The 24,669-nt window shown below is 70.0% G+C and carries 22 protein-coding genes; 13 read left to right on the top strand and 9 right to left on the bottom strand.

Going from position 1 to position 24,669, the window contains the following annotated elements; translation table 11 throughout:
• Window positions 1-52: 52 nt before the first annotated feature.
• On the top strand, window positions 53-886 hold the full coding sequence (locus AC3IRM_RS15680; RefSeq protein ID WP_489204015.1) for a DUF6159 family protein: 834 nt from the start codon (window positions 53-55) through the stop codon (window positions 884-886).
• 117 nt (window positions 887-1,003) lie between these two features.
• On the opposite strand, the gene AC3IRM_RS15675 is transcribed toward AC3IRM_RS15680, so the two are convergent.
• On the bottom strand, window positions 1,004-1,741 hold the full coding sequence (locus AC3IRM_RS15675; protein ID WP_489204014.1) for a pteridine reductase: 738 nt from the start codon (window positions 1,739-1,741) through the stop codon (window positions 1,004-1,006).
• A 196-nt stretch (window positions 1,742-1,937) separates the two neighbouring features.
• On the opposite strand from AC3IRM_RS15675, the gene AC3IRM_RS15670 reads away from it, so the two are divergent.
• Genes AC3IRM_RS15670 through AC3IRM_RS15650 form a run of 5 tightly spaced genes read left to right on the top strand, consistent with a single transcriptional unit; the run spans window position 1,938 to window position 5,872 of the window.
• Entirely contained in the window at window positions 1,938-3,122 is a 1,185-nt protein-coding gene (locus AC3IRM_RS15670) for a class I SAM-dependent methyltransferase (RefSeq protein WP_489204013.1), read from the top strand.
• A gap of 10 nt (window positions 3,123-3,132) precedes the next feature.
• Window positions 3,133-3,558, top strand: a complete 426-nt coding sequence (locus AC3IRM_RS15665) for a VanZ family protein (protein WP_489204012.1) — start codon at window positions 3,133-3,135, stop codon at window positions 3,556-3,558.
• 50 nt (window positions 3,559-3,608) lie between these two features.
• The gene (locus AC3IRM_RS15660; protein WP_489204011.1) at window positions 3,609-4,634 is read left to right on the top strand and encodes an aminoglycoside phosphotransferase family protein; all 1,026 of its coding nucleotides are present in this window, start codon (window positions 3,609-3,611) and stop codon (window positions 4,632-4,634) included.
• Between the two features lie 18 nt (window positions 4,635-4,652).
• Window positions 4,653-5,006: a bleomycin resistance protein gene (locus AC3IRM_RS15655; RefSeq protein WP_489204010.1), complete on the top strand. Its 354-nt coding sequence runs from the start codon at window positions 4,653-4,655 to the stop codon at window positions 5,004-5,006.
• A gap of 26 nt (window positions 5,007-5,032) precedes the next feature.
• Window positions 5,033-5,872, top strand: a complete 840-nt coding sequence (locus AC3IRM_RS15650; RefSeq protein ID WP_489204009.1) for a DUF72 domain-containing protein — start codon at window positions 5,033-5,035, stop codon at window positions 5,870-5,872.
• A 28-nt stretch (window positions 5,873-5,900) separates the two neighbouring features.
• Here the strand turns inward: AC3IRM_RS15650 and bla are convergent, their stop codons facing one another.
• Together bla and AC3IRM_RS15640 are read right to left on the bottom strand one after the other, a co-directional pair.
• Complete coding sequence (gene bla, locus AC3IRM_RS15645; protein ID WP_489204008.1) at window positions 5,901-6,785, bottom strand: class A beta-lactamase; 885 nt, start codon at window positions 6,783-6,785, stop codon at window positions 5,901-5,903.
• Between the two features lie 85 nt (window positions 6,786-6,870).
• A complete protein-coding gene (locus tag AC3IRM_RS15640; protein ID WP_489204007.1) occupies window positions 6,871-8,094 on the bottom strand; it encodes a multifunctional CCA addition/repair protein in 1,224 nt (407 codons plus the stop codon).
• Between the two features lie 67 nt (window positions 8,095-8,161).
• Here AC3IRM_RS15640 and AC3IRM_RS15635 point away from each other — a divergent pair, with 67 nt between their 5' ends.
• Entirely contained in the window at window positions 8,162-9,355 is a 1,194-nt protein-coding gene (locus AC3IRM_RS15635; protein ID WP_489204006.1) for a hemolysin family protein, read from the top strand.
• A 7-nt stretch (window positions 9,356-9,362) separates the two neighbouring features.
• Here AC3IRM_RS15635 and AC3IRM_RS15630 read toward each other — a convergent pair whose 3' ends face one another.
• The gene (locus AC3IRM_RS15630) at window positions 9,363-11,348 is read right to left on the bottom strand and encodes a lytic transglycosylase domain-containing protein (protein WP_489204005.1); all 1,986 of its coding nucleotides are present in this window, start codon (window positions 11,346-11,348) and stop codon (window positions 9,363-9,365) included.
• 124 nt (window positions 11,349-11,472) lie between these two features.
• Between AC3IRM_RS15630 and purT the strand changes: the two genes are divergently transcribed.
• The 5 genes from purT (at window position 11,473) to AC3IRM_RS15605 (ending at window position 19,426) form a co-directional block, all read left to right on the top strand.
• Entirely contained in the window at window positions 11,473-12,666 is a 1,194-nt protein-coding gene (purT, locus tag AC3IRM_RS15625) for a formate-dependent phosphoribosylglycinamide formyltransferase (protein WP_489204004.1), read from the top strand.
• A 356-nt stretch (window positions 12,667-13,022) separates the two neighbouring features.
• Complete coding sequence (locus AC3IRM_RS15620; RefSeq protein WP_489204003.1) at window positions 13,023-13,820, top strand: sulfite exporter TauE/SafE family protein; 798 nt, start codon at window positions 13,023-13,025, stop codon at window positions 13,818-13,820.
• 28 nt (window positions 13,821-13,848) lie between these two features.
• Window positions 13,849-15,027: an amidohydrolase gene (locus tag AC3IRM_RS15615; protein WP_489204002.1), complete on the top strand. Its 1,179-nt coding sequence runs from the start codon at window positions 13,849-13,851 to the stop codon at window positions 15,025-15,027.
• A 248-nt stretch (window positions 15,028-15,275) separates the two neighbouring features.
• On the top strand, window positions 15,276-16,391 hold the full coding sequence (locus AC3IRM_RS15610) for a PLP-dependent cysteine synthase family protein (RefSeq protein WP_489204001.1): 1,116 nt from the start codon (window positions 15,276-15,278) through the stop codon (window positions 16,389-16,391).
• A 116-nt stretch (window positions 16,392-16,507) separates the two neighbouring features.
• Entirely contained in the window at window positions 16,508-19,426 is a 2,919-nt protein-coding gene (locus AC3IRM_RS15605) for a TonB-dependent receptor plug domain-containing protein (protein WP_489204000.1), read from the top strand.
• Window positions 19,427-19,762: 336 nt separating this feature from the next.
• Here AC3IRM_RS15605 and AC3IRM_RS15600 read toward each other — a convergent pair whose 3' ends face one another.
• The 4 genes from AC3IRM_RS15600 to AC3IRM_RS15585 all read right to left on the bottom strand — a co-directional run bounded on the left by AC3IRM_RS15600 (window position 19,763) and on the right by AC3IRM_RS15585 (window position 23,117).
• Window positions 19,763-20,536, bottom strand: a complete 774-nt coding sequence (locus AC3IRM_RS15600; protein ID WP_489205947.1) for an endonuclease/exonuclease/phosphatase family protein — start codon at window positions 20,534-20,536, stop codon at window positions 19,763-19,765.
• A gap of 27 nt (window positions 20,537-20,563) precedes the next feature.
• Window positions 20,564-21,358 carry a thiol:disulfide interchange protein DsbA/DsbL gene (locus AC3IRM_RS15595; protein WP_489203999.1) on the bottom strand — a complete coding sequence of 265 codons (795 nt, stop codon included), beginning with the start codon at window positions 21,356-21,358 and terminating at the stop codon, window positions 20,564-20,566.
• Between the two features lie 41 nt (window positions 21,359-21,399).
• Window positions 21,400-22,059: a thiol:disulfide interchange protein DsbA/DsbL gene (locus AC3IRM_RS15590; RefSeq protein WP_489203998.1), complete on the bottom strand. Its 660-nt coding sequence runs from the start codon at window positions 22,057-22,059 to the stop codon at window positions 21,400-21,402.
• A gap of 143 nt (window positions 22,060-22,202) precedes the next feature.
• On the bottom strand, window positions 22,203-23,117 hold the full coding sequence (locus tag AC3IRM_RS15585; protein WP_489203997.1) for a c-type cytochrome: 915 nt from the start codon (window positions 23,115-23,117) through the stop codon (window positions 22,203-22,205).
• 130 nt (window positions 23,118-23,247) lie between these two features.
• Between AC3IRM_RS15585 and yihA the strand changes: the two genes are divergently transcribed.
• Window positions 23,248-23,880, top strand: a complete 633-nt coding sequence (gene yihA / locus AC3IRM_RS15580) for a ribosome biogenesis GTP-binding protein YihA/YsxC (protein ID WP_489203996.1) — start codon at window positions 23,248-23,250, stop codon at window positions 23,878-23,880.
• Window positions 23,881-23,896: 16 nt separating this feature from the next.
• Here the strand turns inward: yihA and AC3IRM_RS15575 are convergent, their stop codons facing one another.
• On the bottom strand, window positions 23,897-24,607 hold the full coding sequence (locus tag AC3IRM_RS15575) for a VIT1/CCC1 transporter family protein (protein ID WP_489203995.1): 711 nt from the start codon (window positions 24,605-24,607) through the stop codon (window positions 23,897-23,899).
• Window positions 24,608-24,669: the final 62 nt, after the last annotated feature.

Genomic DNA, 24,669 nt, shown 5'->3' with positions numbered 1-24,669 from the left:
ATCGAATCGACGCCTGCGTGCCGGCGTCGCATACACACAGGGGAGACCGATCATGTTCGACAAGCTGTCGCGGAGCTGGGATCTGGTGAAGGCGAGCGCGGCCGTGCTGCGCTCGGACAAGGAACTGATGCTGTTCCCGGTGCTGTCGGGCCTGGCCACGCTGGCAGTGCTCGCGACCTTCGTGCTGCCGCTGTTCGCACTCCGCGTCTTCGAGCACGGCATCGGCCTAGCCGGCCTGCTGCTCGCCTTCGTCTTCTACTTCTGCCAGTACACGGTGATCGTGTTCTTCAACTGCGCGCTGGTCGGCGCGGCGATGATCCGTCTCGACGGGGGCGACCCGACGCTGTCCGACGGTCTGGCGGCGGCGAGGCGTCGACTGCCGGCGATCCTCGGCTATGCGGCGATCGCGGCGACCGTGGGCGTGGTGCTGCAGTCGCTCAAGCACAACGAGAACAACTTCCTGGTGCGCCTGCTCGGCAGCGGGCTCGGCGTCGCGTGGACGCTGGCGACCTTCCTCGTGGTGCCGGTGCTGGTGAGCCGCGACATCGGCCCGATCGACGCCCTCAAGCAGAGCGTGACCCTGCTCAAGCGCACCTGGGGCGAGAACGCGATCGGCAATGTCGGTATCGGCGCGGCCTTCGGTCTGTTGACCACGCTGGTCGCGATGATCGGCGTCGGCCTGACCTTCATCGCGCTGCAGACCTCTGTCCCGCTGGGCATCGGCGTGGGCGTGGTGTGCGTGCTGGGCGTGTTGCTGCTGGGCGTTTACCAGGCGGCGCTGACCGGCATCTATTCGGCCGCGCTGTACCGCTACGCGGTGTCGCACGACGTGCCGGACGGGTTCTCGGGCGCGCAGCTGGCGCATGCGTTCGAGGCGAAGCGCTAGACGCATGCCGCAGCGCATGTAGGCGCGCGCTTGCGCGCGATCGCCGTTGGCTGGAGCGCCTGTCCGCACGCAGGCGCGTGCCTGCAGAAGACGCCCGTGATGCAGAGCGGACGGGCCCTAGAGCGAACGTCCACCGTCGAGCCGCAGCACTTCGCCGGTGGTGAAGCCGCCGCGCAGCAGCCAGGCCACGGCGTCAGCGATCTCGTCCGCGCTGCCGAGCCGGGCCAGCGGGGTCGCTTCGAGGATGCGTGACTGCTGCGCGGCGTTCGCGCCGTCCTCCGGCCACAGGATCGCCCCGGGCGAGACCGCGTTGACCCGCACCTCCGGCGCCAGCGCGACCGCGAGCCCGCGGGTCAGGCCGAGCAGCGCGGCCTTCGACGCCGCATAGGCCACCAGATCCGCGCGCGGGCGTTCGGCGTACAGGTCGCCGATGTTGACGATCGCGCCGCGTGCCGCGCGCAGATGCGGCGCCGCGGCTTGCGCCAGCAGGAATGGTGCCCGTGCATTGGTCGCCATCAGCGCATCGAAGGCGGCGGCATCCGTGTCGTGGAACGCTGTCGGCGCGAACGCCGCCGCATTGTTGACCAGTGCATCGAGCCGGCCGAAGTGCGCGATGGTGCCTTCGATGAGCGTCGGCAACACCGTGGCATCGGCCAGATCGCCCTGCAGCACCCGCGTGCTGCCCGGTCGTTGTGCATCCAGTTCAGCAGCCAGCGCATCGGCGTCGTCGCGCGAGCGATGGCAGTGCAACGCCACCGCGTAACCGTCGGCATGCAGGCGACGCGCGATCGCTGCGCCGATGCGACGGGCAGCGCCGGTGACGAGGACGACGGGAGCGGATGCGGATGCGGACATGCCGGTGCGTGATCGGGCGACGGGACGTCACCTTACGTCACCTGCCGGTCCGCGTTCCGTGCACCTCGCGTCCGCTGTGATCGTCCGGCCCGCATCCTGCGCGCGTGACCCGGATTGGCGCGCCTGGCGGGCGTGTGACGGCAGGCCGTCAGGCGGGCTCGCGTATCCTGATCCGGGTCTGTTCCGGAACTTCTGCATGTCCAGCCAAGCCCACGCCCCGAGTGACGACGCGCTCGCCCACAGCGAGCGCCTGCGCGCCCTGATCCACGCCCAGATCGCCGAAGCGGGCGGGGCGATTCCGTTCTGGAAATTCATGGAGCTGGCGCTGTATGCGCCGGGCCTGGGCTACTACAGCGCGGGTGCGGCAAAGTTCGGCGCTGCAGGCGATTTCGTCACCGCGCCCGAACTCGGGCCATTGTTCGCCGAGTGCATCGCCGAGGCGTTCGCGCCGGTGCTGCGCGAGATCGGTACCGATGCGCAGTTCTTAGAGATCGGCGGCGGCAGCGGCGCGTTCGCCGGCGATGCGCTCTCGCATCTGGCGGCGCTCGAGGCGGTACCGGCGCGCTACGCGATCCTCGAGCCCAGCGCCGATCTGCGCGAACGCCAACGCGACCATCTGCAGCAGCGCCTGCCGGCCGACCTGTTCGCGCGCGTCGAGTGGGTCGACGGCCCGATGCCCGGCGACTGGCAGGGTGTGCTGTTCGCCAACGAGGTCGTCGATGCGCTGCCGACGCCGCGCTTCGTCATCGGCGAGGGCGAGGTGTTCGAGGAATACGTCACCCGCGACGGCGACGGTTTCGGCCGCACCGTGCATCCGGCGGACGCGCTGCTCGGTTCGGCGGTGCGTCACGTGGAGCGCCAGCGCGGTGGGCCGCTGCCGGACGGCTATCGCTCGGAACTGCTGCCGCAGCTGCCGTACTGGGTGCAGGCGGTCGCCGGTGGTCTCACGCGCGGCGCGATGCTGTTCGTCGATTACGGCTACGCGCGGCGCGAGTTCTACCGCGACGATCGCGACGCCGGCACCCTGCGCGCCTTCCATCGCCATCAGGTGACCGGCGACGTGTTCGCGCTGCCGGGCCTGCAGGATCTGACCGCCTCGGTCGATTTCACCGCGCTGGCCGAGGCCGGCACGCATGCCGGCTTCGAATTCGCAGGCTACTGCAACCAGACTTCGCTGCTGCTCGGCAACCGCCTCGAACAGCGCCTGGCCGCGCACGAGGCACTGGCGACGGACGAGGCCGGCCGTTACGCGCTGCGCCAGCAGGCCAAGCGGCTCACGTTGCCCGGCGAGATGGGCGAGGCCTTCCAGGCGATCGGATTCGCGAAGGATGTCGAGTTCGATCACGCCTTTCTGATCGGCGACATGAGCCACCGTCTGTGAGCACGCACGCGTGAGCCGGCGTCCGCGCTTCGGCCGTGCGTTCAAGCCGCTGCGGCGTCCCGTGCTGTGGGGCGGGCTGTGGATCGCGGCGATCGCGGCTGTCGTGGTGCTGTCGCTGGCGCCGTCGGTGCCGATGCCGGACGTCCCGGATGGCGACAAGCTCGGCCATTTCCTCGCCTACTTCACCCTGGCCGCGGCCGCGGTGCAGCTCTACGCGCGCTGGCCGTCGCTGCTGGGCGCGGGCATCGGGCTGGTGCTGCTCGGCATCGGTCTCGAATACGCGCAGGGCGCGTTGACCGGCACGCGGATGCAGGATGCCGCCGATGCATTCGCCAACACGCTCGGCGTGATCGTCGGTCTGTCCACACGGCTCACCCCGTTCCGCGACGTGCTGCTGCAGTTCGACACGCGCGGGCTCGACGGGGTCGGGCGCTGAGCACCGCACCGATTGCCCGATAATCCCCCACTTTCGAACTGGCCCACCGCATGTCCGCTGTCCTGCCTCCCAACGCGTCCGCGCTCGCCGACGATGCCGCACGCGCCGAAGCCCGCCTGGCCTGGGCCCGCGAGGCCAGCGGCGACGCGACGCTGACGCTCGTGCGCGCGTCGATGGATGCGGGCTTCCGCAGCTACTGGCGCGGTGAGGCGAACGGCCTGTCGCGCATCGTCATGGATTCGCCGCCGGCTCTGGAGGATGTGCGCCCGTGGCTGCGCATCCGCGATCTGCTGGAACTGCACGGCGTGCGCGTGCCGCACGTGCGGGCGCGCGAGGTCGAATCGGGTTTCCTGCTGCTCGAGGATCTCGGCAGCGAGACCTGCTTGCAGGCGCTGGCCTCGCTGGATGCCGACGCGCTGATGGAGGCGGCCTTCGAACAGCTGCTGCGTCTGCAGGCGATCGCGCCACCGGACGATCTGCCGGCGTTCGATGCGGCCATGCTGCGCCGCGAACTCGCGCTGTTCGAGGACTGGTTCCTCGGTCGGCATCTGGGCGTGAGCCTGTCGGATGACGAGCGCGCCGGCTGGGAATCGGTGCAGGCGCATCTGGTCGGCACGATGCTCGCGCAGCCGCAGGTGCTGGTGCATCGCGATTACATGCTGCGCAATCTGATGCCGGTCGAAGGCGGTGTCGCGGTGCTGGATTTCCAGGACGCGGTGACCGGTCCGATCGCCTACGACGTGGCCTGCCTGCTGCGCGATGCCTTCCACAGCTGGTCCGAAGCGCAGGCCGACGCCTGGCTGGCGCGTTATCACGCCCGCGCCCAGGCCGCCGGCCTGCCTGTGCCGGTGCACGCGCAGTTCGTGCGCGACGTCGCGCTGACCGGCGTGCAACGGCACCTCAAGGTCATGGGCATCTTCGCGCGCCTGCACCACCGCGACGGCAAGCCGAAGTACCTCGCCGATGCGCCGCGGTTCCTCGCCTATCTCGATGCGGTCGTACCTACCGACCCGGCGCTCGCGCCGCTGGGTACGCTGCTCGACCACCACGTGCGTCCGCGCCTCGCCGCGGGCTGAGCCGAAGGCCGCAGCGCCATGCAGACCGTGATCCCGCAGCTGCGCATGACCGACGCCGATCGCAGCCTCGCGTTCTACGCCGCGCTCGGTTTCACCGTCGACTGGGCGCATCGTTTCGAGGCGGACATGCCGCTGTTCGCGCAACTCACCCGCGACGGGCAGACGTTGTTCCTGACCGCCCATGCCGGCGATTGCGCACCGGGCGGGGCGGTGTATTTCAAGGTGCGCGACGTCGACGCCTGCGCGCGCGCGTTCGCCGCGGCCGGCGTGCCGATCGTGCAGCCGCCCTGGGACACCGACTGGGACACGCGCGAGATGGTGCTCGTCGATCCCGACCACAATCGCCTGCGGTTCGCGCAGCACCCCGACTGATCGCGCCGCGGCGCGAGGAGATTCCGATGGACGACCTGTTTGCTGACGTACCCGTGCCCGTCCACGGCATCCGCACCGGCATCGGCGGCTGGACGTATCCAGAGTGGCGCGACAACTTCTATCCCAAGGGCCTCGTGCAGAAACGCGAGCTCGAATACGCCAGCCGCCGGCTGACCGCGATCGAGATCAACGGCACCTTCTACGGTGCGCAGAAGCCGGCCACCTATGCAAAGTGGGGCAGCGAGACACCGGCGGGCTTCGTGTTCTCGCTGAAGGCGCCGCGTCACATCGTCGGTGCAAGCGCGCTGGCCGGCACTGCAAAACAGATCACCGGATTCGTCGAAGGCGGCATCGCCGAACTCGGCGACCATCTGGGCCCGCTGCTGTGGCAGTTCGCGCCGCAGCGCCGGTTCGATGCGGATGACGTCGAAGCCTTCCTCGACCTGCTGCCCGATACCGTCGACGGGCTGCCGCTGCGCCACGCGGTTGAAGTGCGGCACCCCGCGTTCCAGAGCGCGGCCTGGCTGCGGCTCGCGCGTGCGCGCGGCGTGGCGACGGTGTTCACCGACTCCACCGATTACCCGTCCTTCGCCGACATCACCGGCGATTTCGTCTACGCCCGGCTGATGGCCAGCCGCGCGTCCAGCGCGACCGGCTATCCCGGCCTGCAGCTCGACGCCTGGGCCCGGCGCGCGCTGGACTGGTCGCAGGGCGAGGCGCCTTCGGATCTGCCCTATGCCGGCGCGCGCGATGCGGCGCCGGTCACGCCGCGCGACACCTTCGTGTTCTTCATCTCGGCGGCGAAGGAACGCAACCCCGCCGCGGCGATGGCCCTGCAGGAGCGGCTGGCCGCCGCGAAGCGCTGACCCGCCGCGGCGCGCGGCGCATGCGCGCTCAGGACTGGCCGCGCGCCGCGACGAGCAGGCGCGTCACATCCGCGTGCAGGGCATTGATCGCCGCGCCGTCCGTGCGCGCGCCATGCACGTAGATCGCCAGCAGCAGCGGCGCCCGGTCGGGCGGATACAGCACGGCCACATCGGCCGCCGTGCCCGCGCCGCAGGTCCCGGTCTTGTCGCCCACGCGCCAGTCGCCCGGCACACCGGCGCGGATGCGCGCATCGCCCGTGCGGTTCTCGATCAGCCACGCGGCCAGCACCGCCTGCGAGGGCGGACGCAGTGCGTCGCCGAACAGCAGCCGCTGCAGGCTGTCCACCATCGCGCGCGGGCTGGTGGTGTCGCGCGGGTCGCCCGCAGCCGCTTCGTTGAGTTCGGGTTCCCAGCGGTCCAGCCGCGTGACCGGATCGCCCAGCTCGCGCAGCAGCGCGGTCAGGCCTGGCGGTCCGCCGACCAGCGGCAGCAGCAGGTTGGCGGCCGCGTTGTCGCTCAGCGTGACCGTCGCGCGGCACAGGTCGTCGACCCGCGCATGGCCGTCGGCCACACGCGTTTCCACGTAGGGCGAATACGCGACGAGATCGTCGGCGCCCACGTCGACGCGCTGGTCGAGTCGGACACGACCACGATCGACCGCCTGCAGCACCGCGCCTGCGAGCAGTGCCTTGAACGTGCTGCACATCGGAAAGCGGGCCTCATCGCGCCGTCCGAACCGGCGGCCGGTGCCGGTGTCGAGCAGGGCGATGCCGAGCCGGCCACCGGCGGCGTGTTCCAGCGCAGCCAGCGCGTCGTCGAGTGATGCATCGCCGGTGGCGGCGCGCAGCGGGGATGCGGCGGCGGCCAGCAGCAGGCTGCCGGTGCCGAGCAGAAGATCACGACGTGTGGGCATGGGCGTCGATGTCCTGGGGGGATGACGCAGTCTAAGCAATGCGCGCGATCGGCCCTGCCTGCGCGCGCATTGCAGCCGACACCCCTCAGCGCGGCCCGCGCGCCTGCGCGATCGCCGCGATCCGCGCCTTGCGCAGCGCCTCGCCGACCGCCGGACCGCTGATGCCATCGGCGAGGTCGCGCGCATGGACCGCGCTCGCCGCGGCGTGTGCGCGGCGCAGCAGGTCGCCTTGCGGGTACGCGGCCTCGGCGCTGCCCAGACGCCCGCGCTTGTCGCATTCGCAGACCAGCGCCAGCTGCGCGATGCGTTCGGGCTTGCGGAAGCCGTCGCAGCGGGCGATCAGGTCGTGCAGCGTGTCGTCGCGCAGTTCGGCGATGCGATGCACGTTGAGATGTTCGCGGCAGGCGACGACCGCCAGCTCGCGGCAGGCCGCGGGCACCTTCAGGCGCGTGCACAGCGCATCCAGCGGTTCCAGCCCCGCGTGCTCGTGTCCGACGTGGCGCGGCAGTGCGTCCTTCGGCGTCAGCGCCTTGCCCAGATCGTGGGTCAGCGCGGCGAACCCGATCACCGCATCGCCGGGTGCCAGCCGCGCGGCCATGTCGCTGACCAGTTCCTGATGCACGCCGGTGTCGACTTCGGGATGGAATTCGGCGCGCTGCGGCACGCCGTAGAGCGCGTCGACTTCCGGCAGCACCACGGCGAGCGCGCCGCAGTCGTGCAGCGTGCGCAGGAACGCCGACGGCTGCTTCGAGGCCAGTGCGCGCGCGAGTTCCTGCCACACGCGCTCGGGCGTCAGGGTCTCGAGTTCGCCGGCCTCGACCATGCCGCGCATCAACGCCATGGTCTCGGCTGCGATCGTGAAGCCGAGCGGCGCGAAGCGGGCCATGAAGCGCGCGGCGCGCAAGACGCGCAGCGGATCCTCGGAAAATGCGGCGCCGACGTGACGCAGCACGCGCGCCTCGATGTCGCGCGCGCCGCCGTAGGGATCGACGAGGGTGCCGTCCGGCGCTTCCGCGATCGCGTTGATCGTGAAGTCGCGTCGGCCGAGATCCTGCTCCAGCGTCACCGACGGATCGGCATCGACGACGAAGCCGCGATAGCCGCGGCCGGACTTGCGTTCGGTGCGGGCCAGCGCGTGCTCGGCCTGCGTCCTGGGGTGCAGGAACACCGGAAAATCGCGGCCGATCGCGCGGAAACCCGCGGCTTCCATCGAGGCCTGGGTCTCGCCGACGACGACGTAGTCGCGATCGCCGGGCGTCAGGCCGAGCAGGCGGTCGCGGACCGCGCCGCCGACGAGGTAGATCTTCATGCCGCGATGATGCCATGGCCGTTCAAGTCGACCGCCTATACTGGCGCGCCGCTGCACAGGTCACCCCGTGGCTGCCGCCCGACGCCGTCTCACCCTCGCTGTCCTCGCCCTGACGCTCGCGCCGTGGCCGCTGCTCGCCGCCGTGACCGGCACCGCGCCGTCCGGCGACTCGATGGACGTGATCCTGATGCTGGTCTATCTGGGCGCGGCGATCCTGCTGTCGTTCCTGTGCTCGGTCGCTGAATCGGTCCTGCTGAGCATCACGCCGTCGTTCATCGCCGGCCTCAAGGCCGAACGCCCGGCACTCGCCGCGACGCTGCAGCGCCTGCGTCACGAGAACATCGACCAGTCGCTGGCCGGCATTCTGACGCTCAACACCATCGCGCACACGGCCGGCGCGGTCGGCGCGGGCGCGAAGGCGTCCGACGCCTTCGGCAGCGCCTGGGTCGGCGTGTTCTCGGCCGTGGCGACGCTGCTGATCCTGTTCCTGTCGGAAATCGTGCCCAAGACGCTCGGCGCGCAGTACTGGCGCCGGCTGGCCGCGCCGACGGCGGTCTTCGTGCGCGTGCTGATCGTGGTGCTGTATCCGCTGATCCGCCTGTCCGAGCTATTGACCCGGCTGATCTCGGGTGGACAGCAGGCGCACGTGTTCAATCGCGAGGAGTTCATCGCGATGGCCAGCGTCGGCGAGGAAAGCGGCGGCATCCTGCCGCGCGAATCGCACATCCTGCGCAACCTGTTCCGCATGTCGGAACTGCGCGCGCACGACGTCATGACGCCGCGCACCGTCGTTGCCGCGCTGCGCGACAGCACCCCGGTTTCCCGGGCGCTGCAGGACGCTCGCACGGCGCCGTTCTCGCGGGTGCCGGTCTACACCGACGACATCGACGATGCGACGACGTTCGTGCTGCGTTCGGAGATGCTGCAGGCCGAGGCGCGTGGTGATGGCGACGTCCCGCTGCGCACGCTGGGCCGCGCGATGCGCAGCGTGCCCGAGAGCATGCCGCTGACCGGGCTGCTGGAGTTCCTGCTCGACCGCCGCCAGCAGATCGCGCTGGTGGTCGACGAGTACGGCTCGACCAGCGGCGTGGTGACGATGGAGGACGTCGTCGAGACCCTGCTGGGGCAGGAGATCATCGACGAGAGCGACCGCGTTTCCGACCTGCAGCGCCTCGCACGGCGCCGCTGGGAACAGCGCGCTGCCGCGCACGGGTTGTCCCACCACGACGCAGACGCAAAGACGCCCGCGAAACCGGACTGACGCCGGGTCAGGCGCTCGGGCAGGCGAAACGCTTGTTGCGCTGGGCCTCGGCCCCGCGCATCCGCGGTTCCAGCGGCGCGGCCTGGCCGTACATGCGCCAGTCGTAGAGCACGCTGAAGGCGAGTACGCGCGCGACGTATTCGCGCGTTTCGCGATAGCTGATGGTCTCGATCCAGATGTCCGGATCCATGTCCGGGCGCTGCGCGAGCCAGCGGCCGGTCGGGGTCGGGCCCGCGTTGTACGCCGCGATCGCGACGTAGGGCAGGGTGTACATGTCCTTCTTCTCGCGCAGGTACGCGGTGCCGATGGCGACGTTGGTCGCCGGATCGAACAGGGCGTCGGGGCCGCTCCAGGCCAGGCCCAGGCGTCGCGCAACGGCGGCGCCGGTGGCCGGCATCACCTGCATCAGTCCGCGCGCATCGGCCGGCGAACGCGCATTCGGATTGAACGTGCTCTCGGCGCGGATCTCGGCCGCGACCCAGGCCGGATCGAGTCCGTGGCGCTGCGATTCGCGTTCGATCAGCGCCTGCTGGGTCAGCGGGAATCGCAGCGTGTACAGACGCGTCTCTTCCGGCTGGCGGCCGAGGCCGAACACGCCGCGGTCGTACCAGCCGTTCTCCTGCGCGACCTGCACGGCGATGCGGCGCTGGGTGTCGTCGAAGTTGCGCAGCGCGGCGGTCCATTCGCGCGTCGCCCAGCCGGGGCGGTCGATGCGGTACAGCGCCAGTGCGCGTGTCAGGCCCGGATCGGCGGCGACCTTCGCGCGTGCATCGGTCGACGGCGAGAAATCGAGCGGGCATAGCGCGTACGGCTGGTCGACGCGGTCGGCGGCGAGAAAGCCGTGGAAATCCGGATTCTTCGCCGCAGCGCGGAACAGCGGTTGCGCGGCGCTGCGATCGCCGGTGAGTTCGGTCGTGCGCGCCTGGAACCAGGTCCAGCGTGACTGGCTGCGCTGGCTGTCGCCCATCTTGCGGATCGCGGTCAACGCGGCGGTCCAGTCCTTGCGGGCGAGCGCTTCGCGCACGCGCCATTCGTGCAGACGGTCGTCGTAGGCGCTCTCGGGCACGCGATTGAGCAGGCGCGCCGAATCGGGCAGATAGGATGCCACCGTCCACAGCGCGGCCTGGTACAGCACGCGGCCGTTCTCGGTTTCGCCGAAGCCGAGCGCATCGGCCAGCGCCGGCAGCTGGCGTTCCGCGGCCAGCGGATCGGCCTTGGCGAACTTGGCCAGGCCGTGCGAGGCGACGAGGCGGCTGCGCGCGGTCTTCGGCCACTGCAGCGCGCGCGCATGCGGTGCGGTCATGTAGGCGGCGTAGTCTTCGGCGAGTGCCTGCTGGCCACTCAACAGGCCGCGCGCGATCGTGCGCATCACGCCGACGTCCTGTTCGGCGACCGCGAGATCGAACCGTTCCCAGCGCAGGTCATCGCCGAGACCGCCGCGCGCGGCCAGCGTGGCGAACGGTGCATCGCATTCGTTCGGCAACGAGCTGCCGCTGCTGCGCCACAGCGCCTGCGCGTCACGTGTCCACTGCGCATCGGTGGCGCCGGTGCGGGCACGCGCGTCGAGTTCGATGCAGCGCAGCGTCGCGTTGGTCGTGCCGGGCGCCCAGGCCTCGCGCACCGCGGCCCATTCCTGGCGCTTGGCCAGTGCGCGCAGCCAGCCTTCGCGGAACACCTCGGCGACCGGCTGGCCCTGGTGACGGGTGATGAAGTCACGACCCTGCGTCACCGGCAGCGTGTCCAGATTGCGGCGCAGCGCGGCCAGTTCCAGCCACGCGCCTGCGGGATGCGACTGCATCGCCGGCGCGACCGGCTGGCCGCGTTCGGCTGCCTGCATCGCGACGCGGAATGCCGAATCGTCGAGCGCCTGGGCGAAGACCGCAGCGGGCAGTGCGAACGCAAGTGCGGGCAGCAGGGCGCGCAGTGCGCGGGCGCGCTTCGGACGGGCGGCGGGCAGGGTGTCGCGGCAGGTCTGCGGCATCGGCATGGGCATGTCGAGAGCGGCGGTCGACTATAGCGGAGGCGGGCTGAAGCGCCCTTCGCAGGCGCGCTGCGCCGGAGCCGCGGGCGCCGAGGCTTTAGAATCGTCGTCCCCAAACGCTTCCCGGCCCGCGCACATGATCACTCTCGGCACGCCGCTGTCTCCCTCCGCCACCCGCGTGCTGCTGCTCGGCTCGGGCGAACTGGGCAAGGAAGTGGCGATCGAGCTGCAGCGCTTCGGCGTCGAGGTGATCGCGGCCGACCGCTATGCCGATGCGCCGGCGATGCAGGTCGCGCATCGCAGCCACGTGCTCGACATGCTCGATCCGGCCGCACTGCGCGCGCTGATCGCGCAGGAGCAGCCGCATCTGGTCGTGCCCGAAATCGAGGCGATCCACACCGACACCCTGGTTGCGCTCGAGCAGGAAGGACTCAAGGTCGTGCCGACCGCACGCGCGACGCGCCTGACGATGGATCGCGAAGGCATCCGCCGGCTCGCCGCCGAGACGCTGGGCCTGCCGACGTCGCCGTACCGCTTCGTCGACACGCGCGAGGAATACCGCGCCGCGATCGACGCTGTCGGCCTGCCGTGCGTGGTCAAGCCGGTGATGTCCTCGTCGGGCAAGGGCCAGAGCACGGTGCGCTCCGATGCCGACATCGACGCCGCGTGGGACTACGCGCAGACCGGCGGCCGCGCCGGTGCGGGCCGCTGCATCGTGGAAGGCTTCATCGATTTTGATTACGAGATCACCCTGCTGACCGTGCGCCACGCCGGCGGCACCGCGTTCTGCGCGCCGATCGGCCATGTGCAGATCGCCGGCGACTACCGCGAGAGCTGGCAGCCGCAACCGATGTCACCGGCCGCGCTGCAACGTGCGCGCGACGTGGCGCGTGCGGTGACCGACGATCTCGGCGGCCGCGGCGTGTTCGGCGTCGAACTGTTCGTCAAGGGCGACGACGTCTGGTTCAGCGAAGTCTCGCCGCGTCCGCACGACACCGGTCTGGTGACGCTGGCCTCGCAGGATCTCAGCGAATTCGCGCTGCATGCGCGCGCGATTCTCGGCCTGCCGATTCCGGTCGATGCCGACGACGTCGTGCAGCACGGCATCGCGGCGTCCTGCGCGCTGCTGGCGCAGGGCACCGGCGTGCCGGTGTTCTCGAACATCGATGCCGCGCTGCAGTCGCCCGATAGCGCGCTGCGCCTGTTCGGCAAGCCGCGCGTCGAAGGCCAGCGTCGGGTCGGCGTGACGCTCGCGCGTGGCGCCGATGTGGATGCGGCGCGGGCAACGGCGCGTGAGGCGGCTGCTGCGATTGCGATCGAGTGGACTTGATCGGATTCGTGGCGTTTTATTCACCACTACGACCGAGCGAAGCTCACCGCTTTCCCCCGTATACGGGGGAAGGTTGGGATGGGGGCGAACGGTCTGTGTGCAGAGATGCGTGATTCCCGGAGCGTCATTCCGCTCAAGTCGAACGTTCCATTCGATCTGATGGTTTGGCCCCCACTCAACCCGTCCGGCCCGCCGCCGCGCGCCCGTCGCTCGCTCGATCAGCGCGCCTGTCGCTCGCTCGATCCGCGCGGCAGTACCGCGCAAGAGGATCGCGCTCACCCCGCGCGCGCGGGGAGGGCTTCAGTGCGCTGCGTGCGTCGCACACGGCGTTCCGCTGCACAAGGCGTCTTCGAAAAATGCTGACCTGGTCGATGCTCTGCTTCCCGTTGCTCGGTGCGGTCGCGGGCGTGCTCGCCGGCCTGCTCGGCATCGGCGGCGGGCTGGTGCTGGTGACCGCGCTGGTCTGGTTGCTGCCGCTCTACGGCGTGCCGCAGGACGCGGCGATGCACACCGCGCTCGCAACGGCGCTGGCGAGCATCATCCTGACCGGGCTGTCGTCGGCGCGCGCGCATCACCTGCGACGCAGCGTGTTGTGGCCCACGGTCGCGTGGATGGTGCCGGGCATGATGCTCGGCGGCTGGATCGGCAGCTGGTTGGCGGTGCTGCTCGACGGCGACGTGCTGCGCTATTGCGTCATCGCGTATTGCGGCGTCGTCGGTACGCAGTTGCTGCTGTCGCGCACGCCGCCGGCTGGTGGCGATACGGTGGTGCCGACCGGCGTCGGATTGTCGGGCGCGGGTGTCGGCATCGGCGTGCTGTCGTCGATCGTCGGCATCGGGGGTGGCGGCTTGACCGTGCCGCTGCTGGTGTGGCGGTGCGTGTCGCCGGTGCGCGCGGTCGGCACGTCGTCGGCCTGCGGCGTCTTCATCGCCTTCGCCGCGGCCGCGGGTTACGCGCTGCAGGCGCCGGCGGATGTGCTGCCGGGCGTGTCGTGGGGGTATGTGTATCTGCCGGGCGCGATCGGCATCGCACTCGCCTCGGTGATCGCCGCGCCGTACGGCACGCGGCTGGCGCATGCGATCAGCGGCGCCGCGCTCAAGCGCGTGTTCGCGGTGTTCCTGTACTGCATCGGCGCGAGCCTGCTGTTCCTGTGATTCTTTCCCTTTTTTCGTTGGACCGTCCATGACCACTGCCGCCCCCGCCATTCCCGATTCCATCGCCGCACTGGCGCCGCAGATGACTGCGTGGCGCCATGAGATCCATGCGTGGCCCGAGCTCGGCTTCGAGGAAGAAAGGACCTCGGCGCTGGTCATCCGTGAATTGCGCGCGCTGGGCCTCGACGTGCATACGGGCCTCGGCGGCACGGGCGTGGTCGCGGTGATCGACAGCGGCAAACCAGGCCTGTCGATCGGCCTGCGCGCCGACATGGACGCGCTGCCGATGGACGAGGTCGCCGACGAGCGGGGCGAACTGCCGTATCGCTCGCAGCGGCCGGGCGTGGCGCATACCTGCGGGCACGACGGCCACACGTCCGCACTGCTCGGCACCGCGCGGCACCTGGTCGCGCATCCGCCGGCCAGCGGCCGCGTGGTGCTGATCTTCCAGCCGGCCGAAGAAGGCGGACGCGGCGCGATCCGGATGATCGAAGACGGCCTCTTCGCGCGCTGGCCCTGTGACGAGGTCTACGCCTTCCACAACATGCCGGCGCTGCCGACCGGCGAGGCCAGCGTGCGCAGCGGCGCCACGCTGCAGTCGCTGGCGGTGTTCGAGATCGCGATCGAAGGTGTCGGCGGTCACGCCGCCGCGCCGCATCGCGCGAACGATCCGCTGCAGGTCGCGGCGCGCCTGGCTGTGGACATCGGCGCGATCGTCGGCCGCCACATCGATCCGATGGAAGCGGCGCTGATCAACGTCGGCTCGCTGCAGGCTGGCACCACGCACAACATCATCCCGTCGACGGCCACGCTCAGCGGCACGATCCGTTCGCTGTCGAAGGACGTGCACGACGAACTGCTCAAGCGCCTGCGCGCGTTGTGCGAGGGCCATGCGCAGATGTCCGGCTGCCGCATCGCGCTCGAGATTCCGCATGCCTGCCCGCCGTGCATCAACGCGCCGGAGCAGGCTGCGCTCGCGGCCGATGCGATCGCAGACGTGCTCGGCGCCGAGCACGTGAAGACCGACCTGCGCGCGTATCCGTTTTCCGACGATTTCTCCTACATGCTCGAACAGTGGCCCGGCGCCTACCTGTTCCTCGGCATGGACAGCGCGATGTGCCACCACCCGACGTTCCGTTTCGACGACGGCCTGCTGCCGGTCGCGGCGGCGGTATTCGACCGCATCGTGCGGCGTCGTCTGGGTTGAGCGGCGCAGTCTGATCAATCGGTCACTGAGCACCTCTCCCTCCGGGAGAGAGCCTGCCCCGGACTCGATCCGGGGTCGACGCGCGCAGCGCGTCGGGTGAGGGCGGGGCCTCGTGCTCAACACCCTTAGGAGGCGCCGGAATCCTGTGTCGTGATCTGCACCTCCGAGCGCACTCCCACCGCCCGGCGTAAGCTGTGCGCCGCGCCGCAGGCCCACTACGGCGCGTCGACGTCTTCCGCGAGTGCCCCATGTCCCAGCGCGACTGGGTGGCCCAGGCCATCCGCAAGATCGAAGCCGATTTCAACCGCTCGGCCGACACCCATCTGATTCCGCTGGCGCTGCCGGGTTTTCCCGGCATCGACGTCTATCTCAAGGACGAATCCAGCCATCCGACCGGCAGCCTCAAGCACCGGCTCGCGCGCTCGCTGTTCCTTTATGCGCTGGCCAACGGCTGGTTGCATGCGGGCAGCACGGTGGTCGAGGCGTCGAGCGGTTCGACTGCAGTCTCGGAAGCGTATTTCGCGCGGCTGCTGGGGCTGCCCTTCGTCGCAGTGATGCCGGCGTCGACCTCGCCGGAGAAGATCGCCGCGATCGAATTCCACGGCGGCCGCTGCCATCTGGTGCCCAGCGCCTGCGGCATCGGCGAGGCCTCTATGCAGCTCGCGCGCGAGACCGGCGGTCACTTCATGGACCAGTTCACCTACGCCGAGCGTGCCACCGACTGGCGCGCGAACAACAACATCGCCGAATCGATCTTCAAGCAGATGGCGCAGGAAGCGCATCCGGTCCCGCGCTGGATCGTCTGCAGCGCCGGCACCGGCGGCACCAGCGCGACGATCGGCCGCTACGCGCGCTACCGCGGCTATGACACGCGCGTGCTGTGCGCCGATCCCGAGCATTCCGCGTTCTTCGCCCATTACACGCGCTGCATCGACGGTGACACCTCCGGCGATGCCGATGCCGTTGCGCCCTCGTCGCGCATCGAGGGCATCGGGCGTCCGCGCGCGGAAGCCAGCTTCATTCCCGGCTGCGTCGACGCGATGCTCAAGGTGCCCGACGCGCTGAGCCTCGCGGCGATGCGCTGGACCAATACGCGCCTGGGCCGTCGCGTCGGCGGGTCCACCGGCACCAATGTCATCGGCGTGCTGCATGTCGCCCACGCGATGCGCGCCGCGGGTCGCAGCGGTTCGATCGTCAGCATCCTGTGCGACGGCGGCGAGCGGTACGCGCACAGCTACTACAACCCGGACTGGTACGTGGCGCACGGCTTCGACATGGACGCCGCGGATACGCGGGTGCGCGCAGTGGCCGAGCAGGCGGCGGCGTTGCCGGTCCTCGCGACCGCAGGCGACATCCCGGACTGACCGCCTGCAGTCAAGCTGGGGTTGACCCCAGGTGCGGCCAGGTTAACGATTCGTTACAAGGAAGCGTCGGCGGCACGGGGGCGCCGACAGACCATCCGCACCACTGGAGCTCACACATGACGTCGATCCCCCGCCACCGGCTGGCCGCCGCGGTCCAGCTGTCGTTGCTGCTGGCCCTGCCTGCCGCCGCTTCCGCCCAGACGCCGGACCCGCAGCCCGAGGCGCGTACGCTCGATACGGTCCAGGTCACCGGCTCGCGTATCCGCAAGGCCGAACTGGAAACCGCGGTGCCGGTGCAGGTGCTCACGCGCGAGGACATCGACCGCAGCGGTTTCACCTCGGTCGCCGACATCGTGCAGAACCTCACCGCCAGCGGCGCGGCGCTCAACACCAAGTTCAATTCGAGCGGCAACTTCGGATTCCCGCCCGATGGCGGCGGCGTGGGCGCGGGCGCGGCGACGGTGGATCTGCGGCATCTGGGCGCCAAGCGCGTGCTGGTGCTGGTGGACGGCATCCGCTGGGTCAACGAATCCTCGGCCTCGGGTGTCGGCTCGGCGGTCGATCTCAATACGATCCCGCTCGCGCTGATCGACCGCATCGAAGTGCTGGAAGACGGCGCCTCGTCGATCTACGGCTCCGACGCCATCGCCGGCGTGGTCAACATCATCACCCGGCGCGATGCCGAAGGCGGCACGCTCGACCTGCACTACGGCGAGTACGACGATCTCGGCGGCGCGACCTGGGGCGCGGACCTGGGCTGGGGCGGCAGCAGCGAACGCGCGCAGTGGTTCCTCGGCGCCTCGTACTACAAGCAACGCGAGATCGCCTCGTCGAAGTTCGCCAACGCCAGCGTGCCGGTGCCTGGCACCGGGCTCGCGAACGGCAGCTCGGCGACGCCAGGCGGGCGATTCGTTTTCGCCCCCGTGGACGGCAACAACACGTACGGGGGGCGGTGCCCTCTGGGGACCGACGACAGTGGGGCACCGATTCCGGGCTCGGCCACATGCAACATCACGCTGCCGAACGGGGCGAGCTTTCCGAATGGCACGACGATCGAGGACTACATCCCGTTCACCACGGCTAACCGCTACAACTTCGCGCCGAACAACCTGCTGCTGACGCCGTCGGAGCGCAAGTCGGTGTTCGGCCAGGTGCGCTTCGAGTTCACGCCGCAGGTCTCGGCCTACGCGCGCGTGCTCTACAACGAACGCACCTCGGCCAACCAGGCCGCGCCCGAGCCGATCTTCCTCGGCACCGACGCCGGCGTGTACAACCCGTTCGCCGAAAGCACGCTCACCATCTCCGCGCTCAATCCGTTCAATCCGTTCGGTTTCGACCTCACCACCGAGGGCGACAACCCGAACCTGTTCCTGCTCGCGCGCCGTCCGGTCGAAGGCGGCCCGCGTCGCTACCGGCAGGACGTCGAGACCTGGTACGCGGCCGGCGGCCTCGAAGGCACGTTCGGGGTCGGCGTGCGCACCTGGAACTGGGACGTGAACCTGGTGCGCAGCCAGAGCCGCGCCGAGCAGACCAATACCGGCAGCTACAACATCCGCCGCATCAACGAGGCGCTGGGTGATCCGGCCGCGTGCGCGGCGATCGCCGGCTGCACGCCGCTCGATCTGTTCGGTGGCCCAGGCACGATCACGCCGCAGATGCTCGCTTTCATCCAGCCGGTGGTCCGCGACGAAAGCAGCAACACGCTCACCCTGGCCTCGGCCAACGTCACCGGCGACCTGTTCGAGATGTGGGCCGGCCCGCTGGCGTTCGCGGCGGGCGTCGAGTACCGCAAGTACGAAGGCAGCTACACGCCGGATCCGATCACCGTCGCCGGCGAGTACAACGGCGTGCCCTCGGGCATCACCCGCGGCGACTACGACGTCAACGAGGCCTACGCGGAGTTCAGCGTGCCGTTGATGCGCGACACCGTGTTCGGCGAGACGCTGGACCTCAGCATCGCCGGCCGGTATTCCGACTATTCGACCTTCGGCGGCGAGACCACCGGCAAGGTCGGCCTGCGCTGGCAGCCGGTCGACGAACTGCTGTTCCGGATGAGCTACGCAGAAGGCTTCCGCGCGCCGTCGATCGGCGAGCTCTACGGCACGCTGAGCCGCTTCGACGCGACCCTGGTCGATCCGTGTTCCGGCGCTGCCGTGCTGTCGCCCGCCTGCGCCGCCGACGGCGTGCCGGCCGGCTACGAGCAGACCAATTCGCAGATCTCGGTCGTGACCTCGGGCAATGCGGACCTCGAACCCGAGCGCAGCCGCAGCCTGATGATCGGCTCGGTGTGGAGCCCGTCGTTCGCCGACGAAGTGTGGTGGTCGGACCGCGTCGATCTCGGCGTGACCTTCTATCGCCACCACATCGACGATGCGATCCAGGCGCCCGATGCGCAAGCGATCCTCGAGCGCTGCATCGCCACGCGCGATCCGTTCTCCTGCGCGTCCTACGACCGCAGCGATCGTGGCCAGATCATCCGCTTCGACGACATCCTGGCCAATCTCGGCACCATCAAGACCGACGGCTGGGATTTCACCGCCGGCTGGACGCTGCCCGAGCGCGACTGGGGCCGCCTGCGCTTCGACGCCAAGACCACGTGGGTCACGCGCTACGAACTGGCGAACGAGACCGGCGAACTCGAGCCGCGTCGCCCGGGCATCGAGGTCAACAACAGCGCGATTCCCGAGTGGAGCGGCACCCTGGTCACCGACTGGACCCGCGGTCCCTGGTCTCTGGCGTGGACGGTGCGCTACATCGACAGCCTCGTCGAATCCTGCGGCGGCGCCAACGGCTTCCCGATCTGCGACGACAGCGACAACGATCTCAACGGCCTGGGCTCGACCACCTACCACGACCTGCAGCTGTCCTGGCGCAACACCGCCTGGCTCAAGGGCACGCGTCTGGCGCTGGGCGTCAACAACGTCACCGGCAAGGCACCGCCGGTGTGCCTGAGCTGCAGCCTCAACGGCTACGACGCCTCGACCTACGACCTCCCGGGCCGCTTCATCTACGCGCGGCTGGGTATCGATTTCTGATCGGGTTCGACCGTCGCTGAAACCGGCAGATCTGCGCGAAGCGCCCTGCCGGATTGCGCCATCAAGCCCTCTCCCGGTTCAACGGGGGCGGGCTTTTCTGCAGTCGCAGGATGGGTAGATCGCAGCGAAACCCAACGTCGTCATCGCCGCTGCCTGCATCCGGGAGGGCATGGGATCAAAGCCCCTCTCCCTTTGGGAGAGGAGTTGGGGTGAGGGCAGTAGGTCGCGAGATTCTCCGTTCGCGCATGCCGATTCCGCGCGCTGTGATCGCGAGCGGCAGCACCGCAATGACGGGTTTCGCTGCGCTCTACCCATCCTACGGAACGTGACGAACCCCTAACGCCGCAGCGCCGCCTCGGGCACCTGCAGTTCGGTCGACAGCGCCAGATGGTCCGAGAACGCAGCCGGCAGCGCCTTCATCTCGGCGCACTTGAGATTGCCGGTGACCAGGATGTGGTCGATCGCGCGCTGCGGGCGCCAGCTGGGGAAGGTGTGCACCGCGCAGGCCGGCGGCTGCAGGCCGGTCTGGCGATAGAGCACCGACATCTCCGGCCGGTCCGAGGTGCAGTTGAAGTCGCCCATCAGCACTGCATGCGGGTGATCGGCCAGCACTTCGGCGATGAACGACAGTTGCGACAGTCGCGATTGCGCGCCCAGCGACAGATGCGCGACCGCGACCACCAGACCCTCGTCGCCCTCGCCGAAACGGCTCAGCAGCACGCCGCGGCCTGAAATGCGGCCGGGCAGGGCGTGGTTGACGACTTCGATCGGCTCCAGCCGGCTCAGCAGGCCGTTGGCACTGGACGCGACCGCGCCCACGCGCCGGTTCGGCTGGTGGGTCCAGTACTCGAAGCCGCCGCGTTCGGCGAGGTAGTGCGTCTGGTTGGTGAACCCGGAACGCCAGCTGCCCGGGTCGGCTTCCTGCAGCCCGACGATGTCGTGCGTGCCGGCGAGCGTGGCGATGGCGTCGAGCGCCGTGCGCTTGCCGGCCGGCAGCACGTGGGACCAGCTGCGCGTCGCGTAGTCGCTGTAGCGACGCGTGCTGGAGCCGGCCTGGATGTTCGCGCTCAGCAGTTTGAGCGTGCGCGACGCCTCGGCGGAGGCCTGCATATCGGAATGTTTCACAACGTCGGACGCTTACTGCGCCGCACGCTCCATCGCGACCAGGTGGTCGGTGATGCGCAGGATGTCTTCCAGCGACTTGCCGCCGATCACGCGGTACTTGCCGTTGACGACGATCGTCGGCGTCGCGTTGACACCGCTGCGCACGGCGAACTGGCGGGCGCGGCCGAGGTTGGCGTTGACCGCGAAACTCTGCATGGTGCTGGTGAAGCGGGCCTGGTCGATGCCCAGCGAGCCGTAGAACGCGGCGATCGCGGCGGCGTCGGCGTTCGGGCGCAGCGTCTTCTCGATGTGGATCGCGTTGAACGTGGCGTTGTGGGTACGCGCCAGCGTGCCCATCGTCTCGGAGGCGAAGAACGCGCGCGGGAAGTTGTCGCTGTCGTCGAACACGGCCGGCAGCGCGACGAAGTTCACGTCACCCGGCAGGCGCGCCTTCCACGCATTGACCAGCGGCTCGAACGCGGCGCAGTGGCCACACCAGTAGGCGAACACCTCGGCGACTTCGATCTCGCCCGAGGCGTTGGCGAACGGCTGACCGCCCTGGATCTCGACGTAGTCGGTGCCGGCGACCGGCGCCGGCCCCTGCGGGGCGACGACGGGATTGCTGTTGGCGGCGGGCGCCTCGGCCTGCGGATCGGTCGGCGCGGCAGCATCGCCGACCGGCGCGGCATCGGCGGCGGGCGCTGCAGGCGCGGTCTGGGCCGGCATCGTGGACGCGGCGTCCGGCGCGGCCGCAGGATCCGGCTGCTGGCTGCAGGCCATGAGCAGGACGGGCGCGAGCATCAGGAGCAGGGTGTGGCGGATCTTCATGGTCGGTCTCTCGAAGGAAATCGTTCGATGGGCGGCGGGCGTCAGCGCCGGGCGCTGTCGCGTTCGCGTGCGATCAGCTGGTCGGCAATCACGAGGATGTCCTCCAGCCGCCGACCCATCACCCGGTAACGGCCGTTGATGATGAGCGTGGGCGTGCCTTCCACGCCACTGCGCACTGCGAACGCCCGCGCGGCGTTCAGCTTTTCGTCGGTCGCCGGACTGGCCATCGCTTCGGCGAAGCGCGCCTGCGACCGCGCGCCCTGGGTGGCATAGAACGCGGCGATCGCCTCGATGCTCGCCCCGCTGCGCGGCAGCACGGCGCTTTCGTGCACGGCCGAAAACACCGCGTGATGGCTGCGCGCATCGATGCGCTGGGCCTGGGCGACGAAGAAGCCGCGGGCGAAGTTGTCGCCGGCCGAGAACGCCGCCGGCAGATAGGTGAAGCGCACGTCGCGCGGCGCCTTCGCACGCCAGGTGTCGACCAGCTTCTGGAAGTGGAAGCAGTGCACGCAACCGTAGGAGAAGACTTCGACGACTTCGATCCTGCCGTCGAGCGGCTGCCAGGGCTGGCCGTCGGCGATCACCGCGTAGTCGACACCCTCGACCGGCGCCGTGGTCTGCGCGGCGGCCGGCAGCCACGCGGATACAGCGAGCGCGGCGATCGCGAACAGGTGGCGCCAGGCGCGGGGCAGGGACGGCATCGTCGGGTTACTCCGGAAAGCTGACGCCGTGCCCGCGTCGGCCACTGCGCGCGGAACCGCGGGGACCGCCATCGGCACGGCGTGAAAGATGGAGATGCGGGCTCACGTCGACAAGGTGCCGGACACCGGCACCGGGGATCGCATCACGGCGTCTGGGGCGCCGGTGCCGGCGCGGGTTCCGTGGCGTCGAGCGCTTCATCGGCAGTCGCATCGGTGGCCGGCACGGCCTGGGCTTCGGCCGGCACCGCCGGCGCCGGCATCGACGCGGCCTGGGCCTCGATCGCGGCCAGCATCGTCGGATCGGGGCGCGCATGCAGGCCCTGCATGTAGCTCGACACGGCTTCGATCTCTTCGTCGGTCAGCGTCTTGGCGACCGCGGCCATGACGTTGAACAGATGCTTGTCGGCTTCGCTGGTCTGGCCTTCGCGGTAGGCGTAGAGCCGCCCGGAGCTGTACCAGGCCTGCTGGCCGCCGACATGCGGATACGCCGGGCCCGGATTGCCGCTGCCCGCGGGGCCATGGCACGCCATGCAGGCCGGGATGCCGCGCTCGGTGTCGCCGCTGCGGAACAGCTTCTGGCCGACCTCGAAGAACTTCATGCCCTCGTAGGGGCCGGCTTCGACCACGGCATCGTCGGCAATGCCGGCGCCGCTGGTCTGCTGGGCGAAGTGCGCGCCGAGATCGCGCATGTCCTGCGCGCTGAGCGGCATCGCGAACGGCTGCATGATCGCGTTGACGCGCTCGCCGCTCTTGAACAGCGCCAGCTGGCGGGCCATGTAGCGCTCGCTCTGGCCGGCGATGCGCGGATACAGGCTGGGGTCGGCGTCGGCGTTGCCGTCGAGGCCGTGGCACGCGGCGCAGGCGCCGGCGAGCTGGGCACCCTTGAGCGGATCCCCGTGTGTGGTCTTGGCGAGTTCGGCGACGGCGTTGTCGTCGATGTTCCGTGTTTCCACTGCCGGCGCGTCCGGCAACGGCTGCACGGTGGACTGCGCGAACGCGACTGCGCCCACGGCGATGACGACAAGACCGGCGATACCAATGACGCGAGCGTGGCGCATTGCTGGGCTCCGAGATCCTTGAATGCCGGTCCGACAGGTGCCGGCCGCAAGTCCGTCGGATTATGTTGGCCCGCACCGGGCGGGTCAAACCGCTCGGGCAAGCCGACGCGGGTCGTGCCAAGCTATTGCGATGTCCAATCCCTTCGCACGCGCCAAATACCTGTTGGCCGCCCACACCCCGCAGCAGCTTCCGCCCGACGGCGGATTCGAGGTCGCGTTCGCGGGTCGCTCCAACGCCGGCAAGTCCAGCGCGCTCAACGCGCTGTGCCAGCAGAACGCGCTGGCGCGCGTGTCCAAGACGCCAGGCCGCACCCAGCAGCTGGTGTTCTTCGACTTCCCGCCGCACGACAATCGCTTCCTCGTCGACCTGCCCGGCTACGGCTACGCCAAGGTGCCGCGCGATCTGAAGGCGCACTGGCAGGCGTTCCTGGCGCAGTACTTCCGCGAACGCGAAGCGCTGAAGGGGTTGGTGGTGGTGATGGATATCCGCCATCCGCTGAAGGAATACGACCGCCAGATGATCGCGTTCGCGGTCGAACACGGCATGCCGGCGCACGCGCTGCTGACCAAGGCCGACAAGCTCGGGCGCGGCGCGGCCGGCAACACTCTGCAGGCGGTGCGCAAGGAACTGCTGGCCCTGCACGGCGACAAGGTCAGCGTGCAGACCTTCTCCGGCGAAACCAACATCGGCATCGACGAGGCCCGTGGGGTCATCGCGCGCTGGCTGGAGATCGGGCGACCGGTCGCCAAGCCCTCGTCCTGAGGCGATCGGCGTCGGGCTACATCGCGACGTCGAACAGGCGCCCGATCGCGCTGGTCGCGGCCATTGCCAGCGCGCCCCAGAACGCCACGCGGAGTGCACCGCGCCAGCTGCTCGCGCCTCCTGCGTGCGCGGCGACCGCGCCCGACAGCAGCAGCGCGGCCAGTGTGGCGATCCAGATCACCGCCACGATCCGGGTCGGCGGCGCGGCCAGCGCAGCCAATAGCGGCAGCGCCGCGCCGACGATGAAGGCTGCCGCCGATGCAAGCGCGGCCTGCACCGGGCGGGCGCGCAGGGTGTCGGTGATCCCGAGTTCGTCGCGGGCATGCGCGCGCAACGCGTCGTGCGCGGTCAACTGCGTGGCCACCTCTTGAGCAAGCGCGGGGTCGAGCCCGCGCTGCACCCAGATCGCGGCCAGTTCCTCGTGTTCGAACGCCGGCTGGCTGGCCAGTTCGTCGGCTTCGCGGGCCAGGTCGGCCCGCTCGGTATCCGCCTGCGACTGCACTGAGACATATTCGCCTGCAGCCATCGACATCGCGCCTGCCACGGCGCCGGCGATCCCGGTCATCAGCAGCACCGGCTGGGTCGCGCCGGCAGCGGCCACGCCGACCACCAGGCCGGATACCGACACGATGCCGTCGTTGGCGCCCAGCACGGCGGCGCGCAGCCAGCCCGAGCGCATGGTCCGGTGGTCCTCACGCGGATGCGGCGTCGCGAGGCGATCGGTCATGTCCGTTTCCCCGTCCCGCGGGGGAGCGGTGGTCGAGCGAGTGTAGCCCTGCGCGGTGCCGC

Source organism: Luteimonas sp. KH_071 (genome assembly GCF_057838005.1).
The sequence above is the reverse complement of the archived record's forward strand: the minus strand, read 5'-3'. Positions and strand labels throughout refer to the sequence as shown.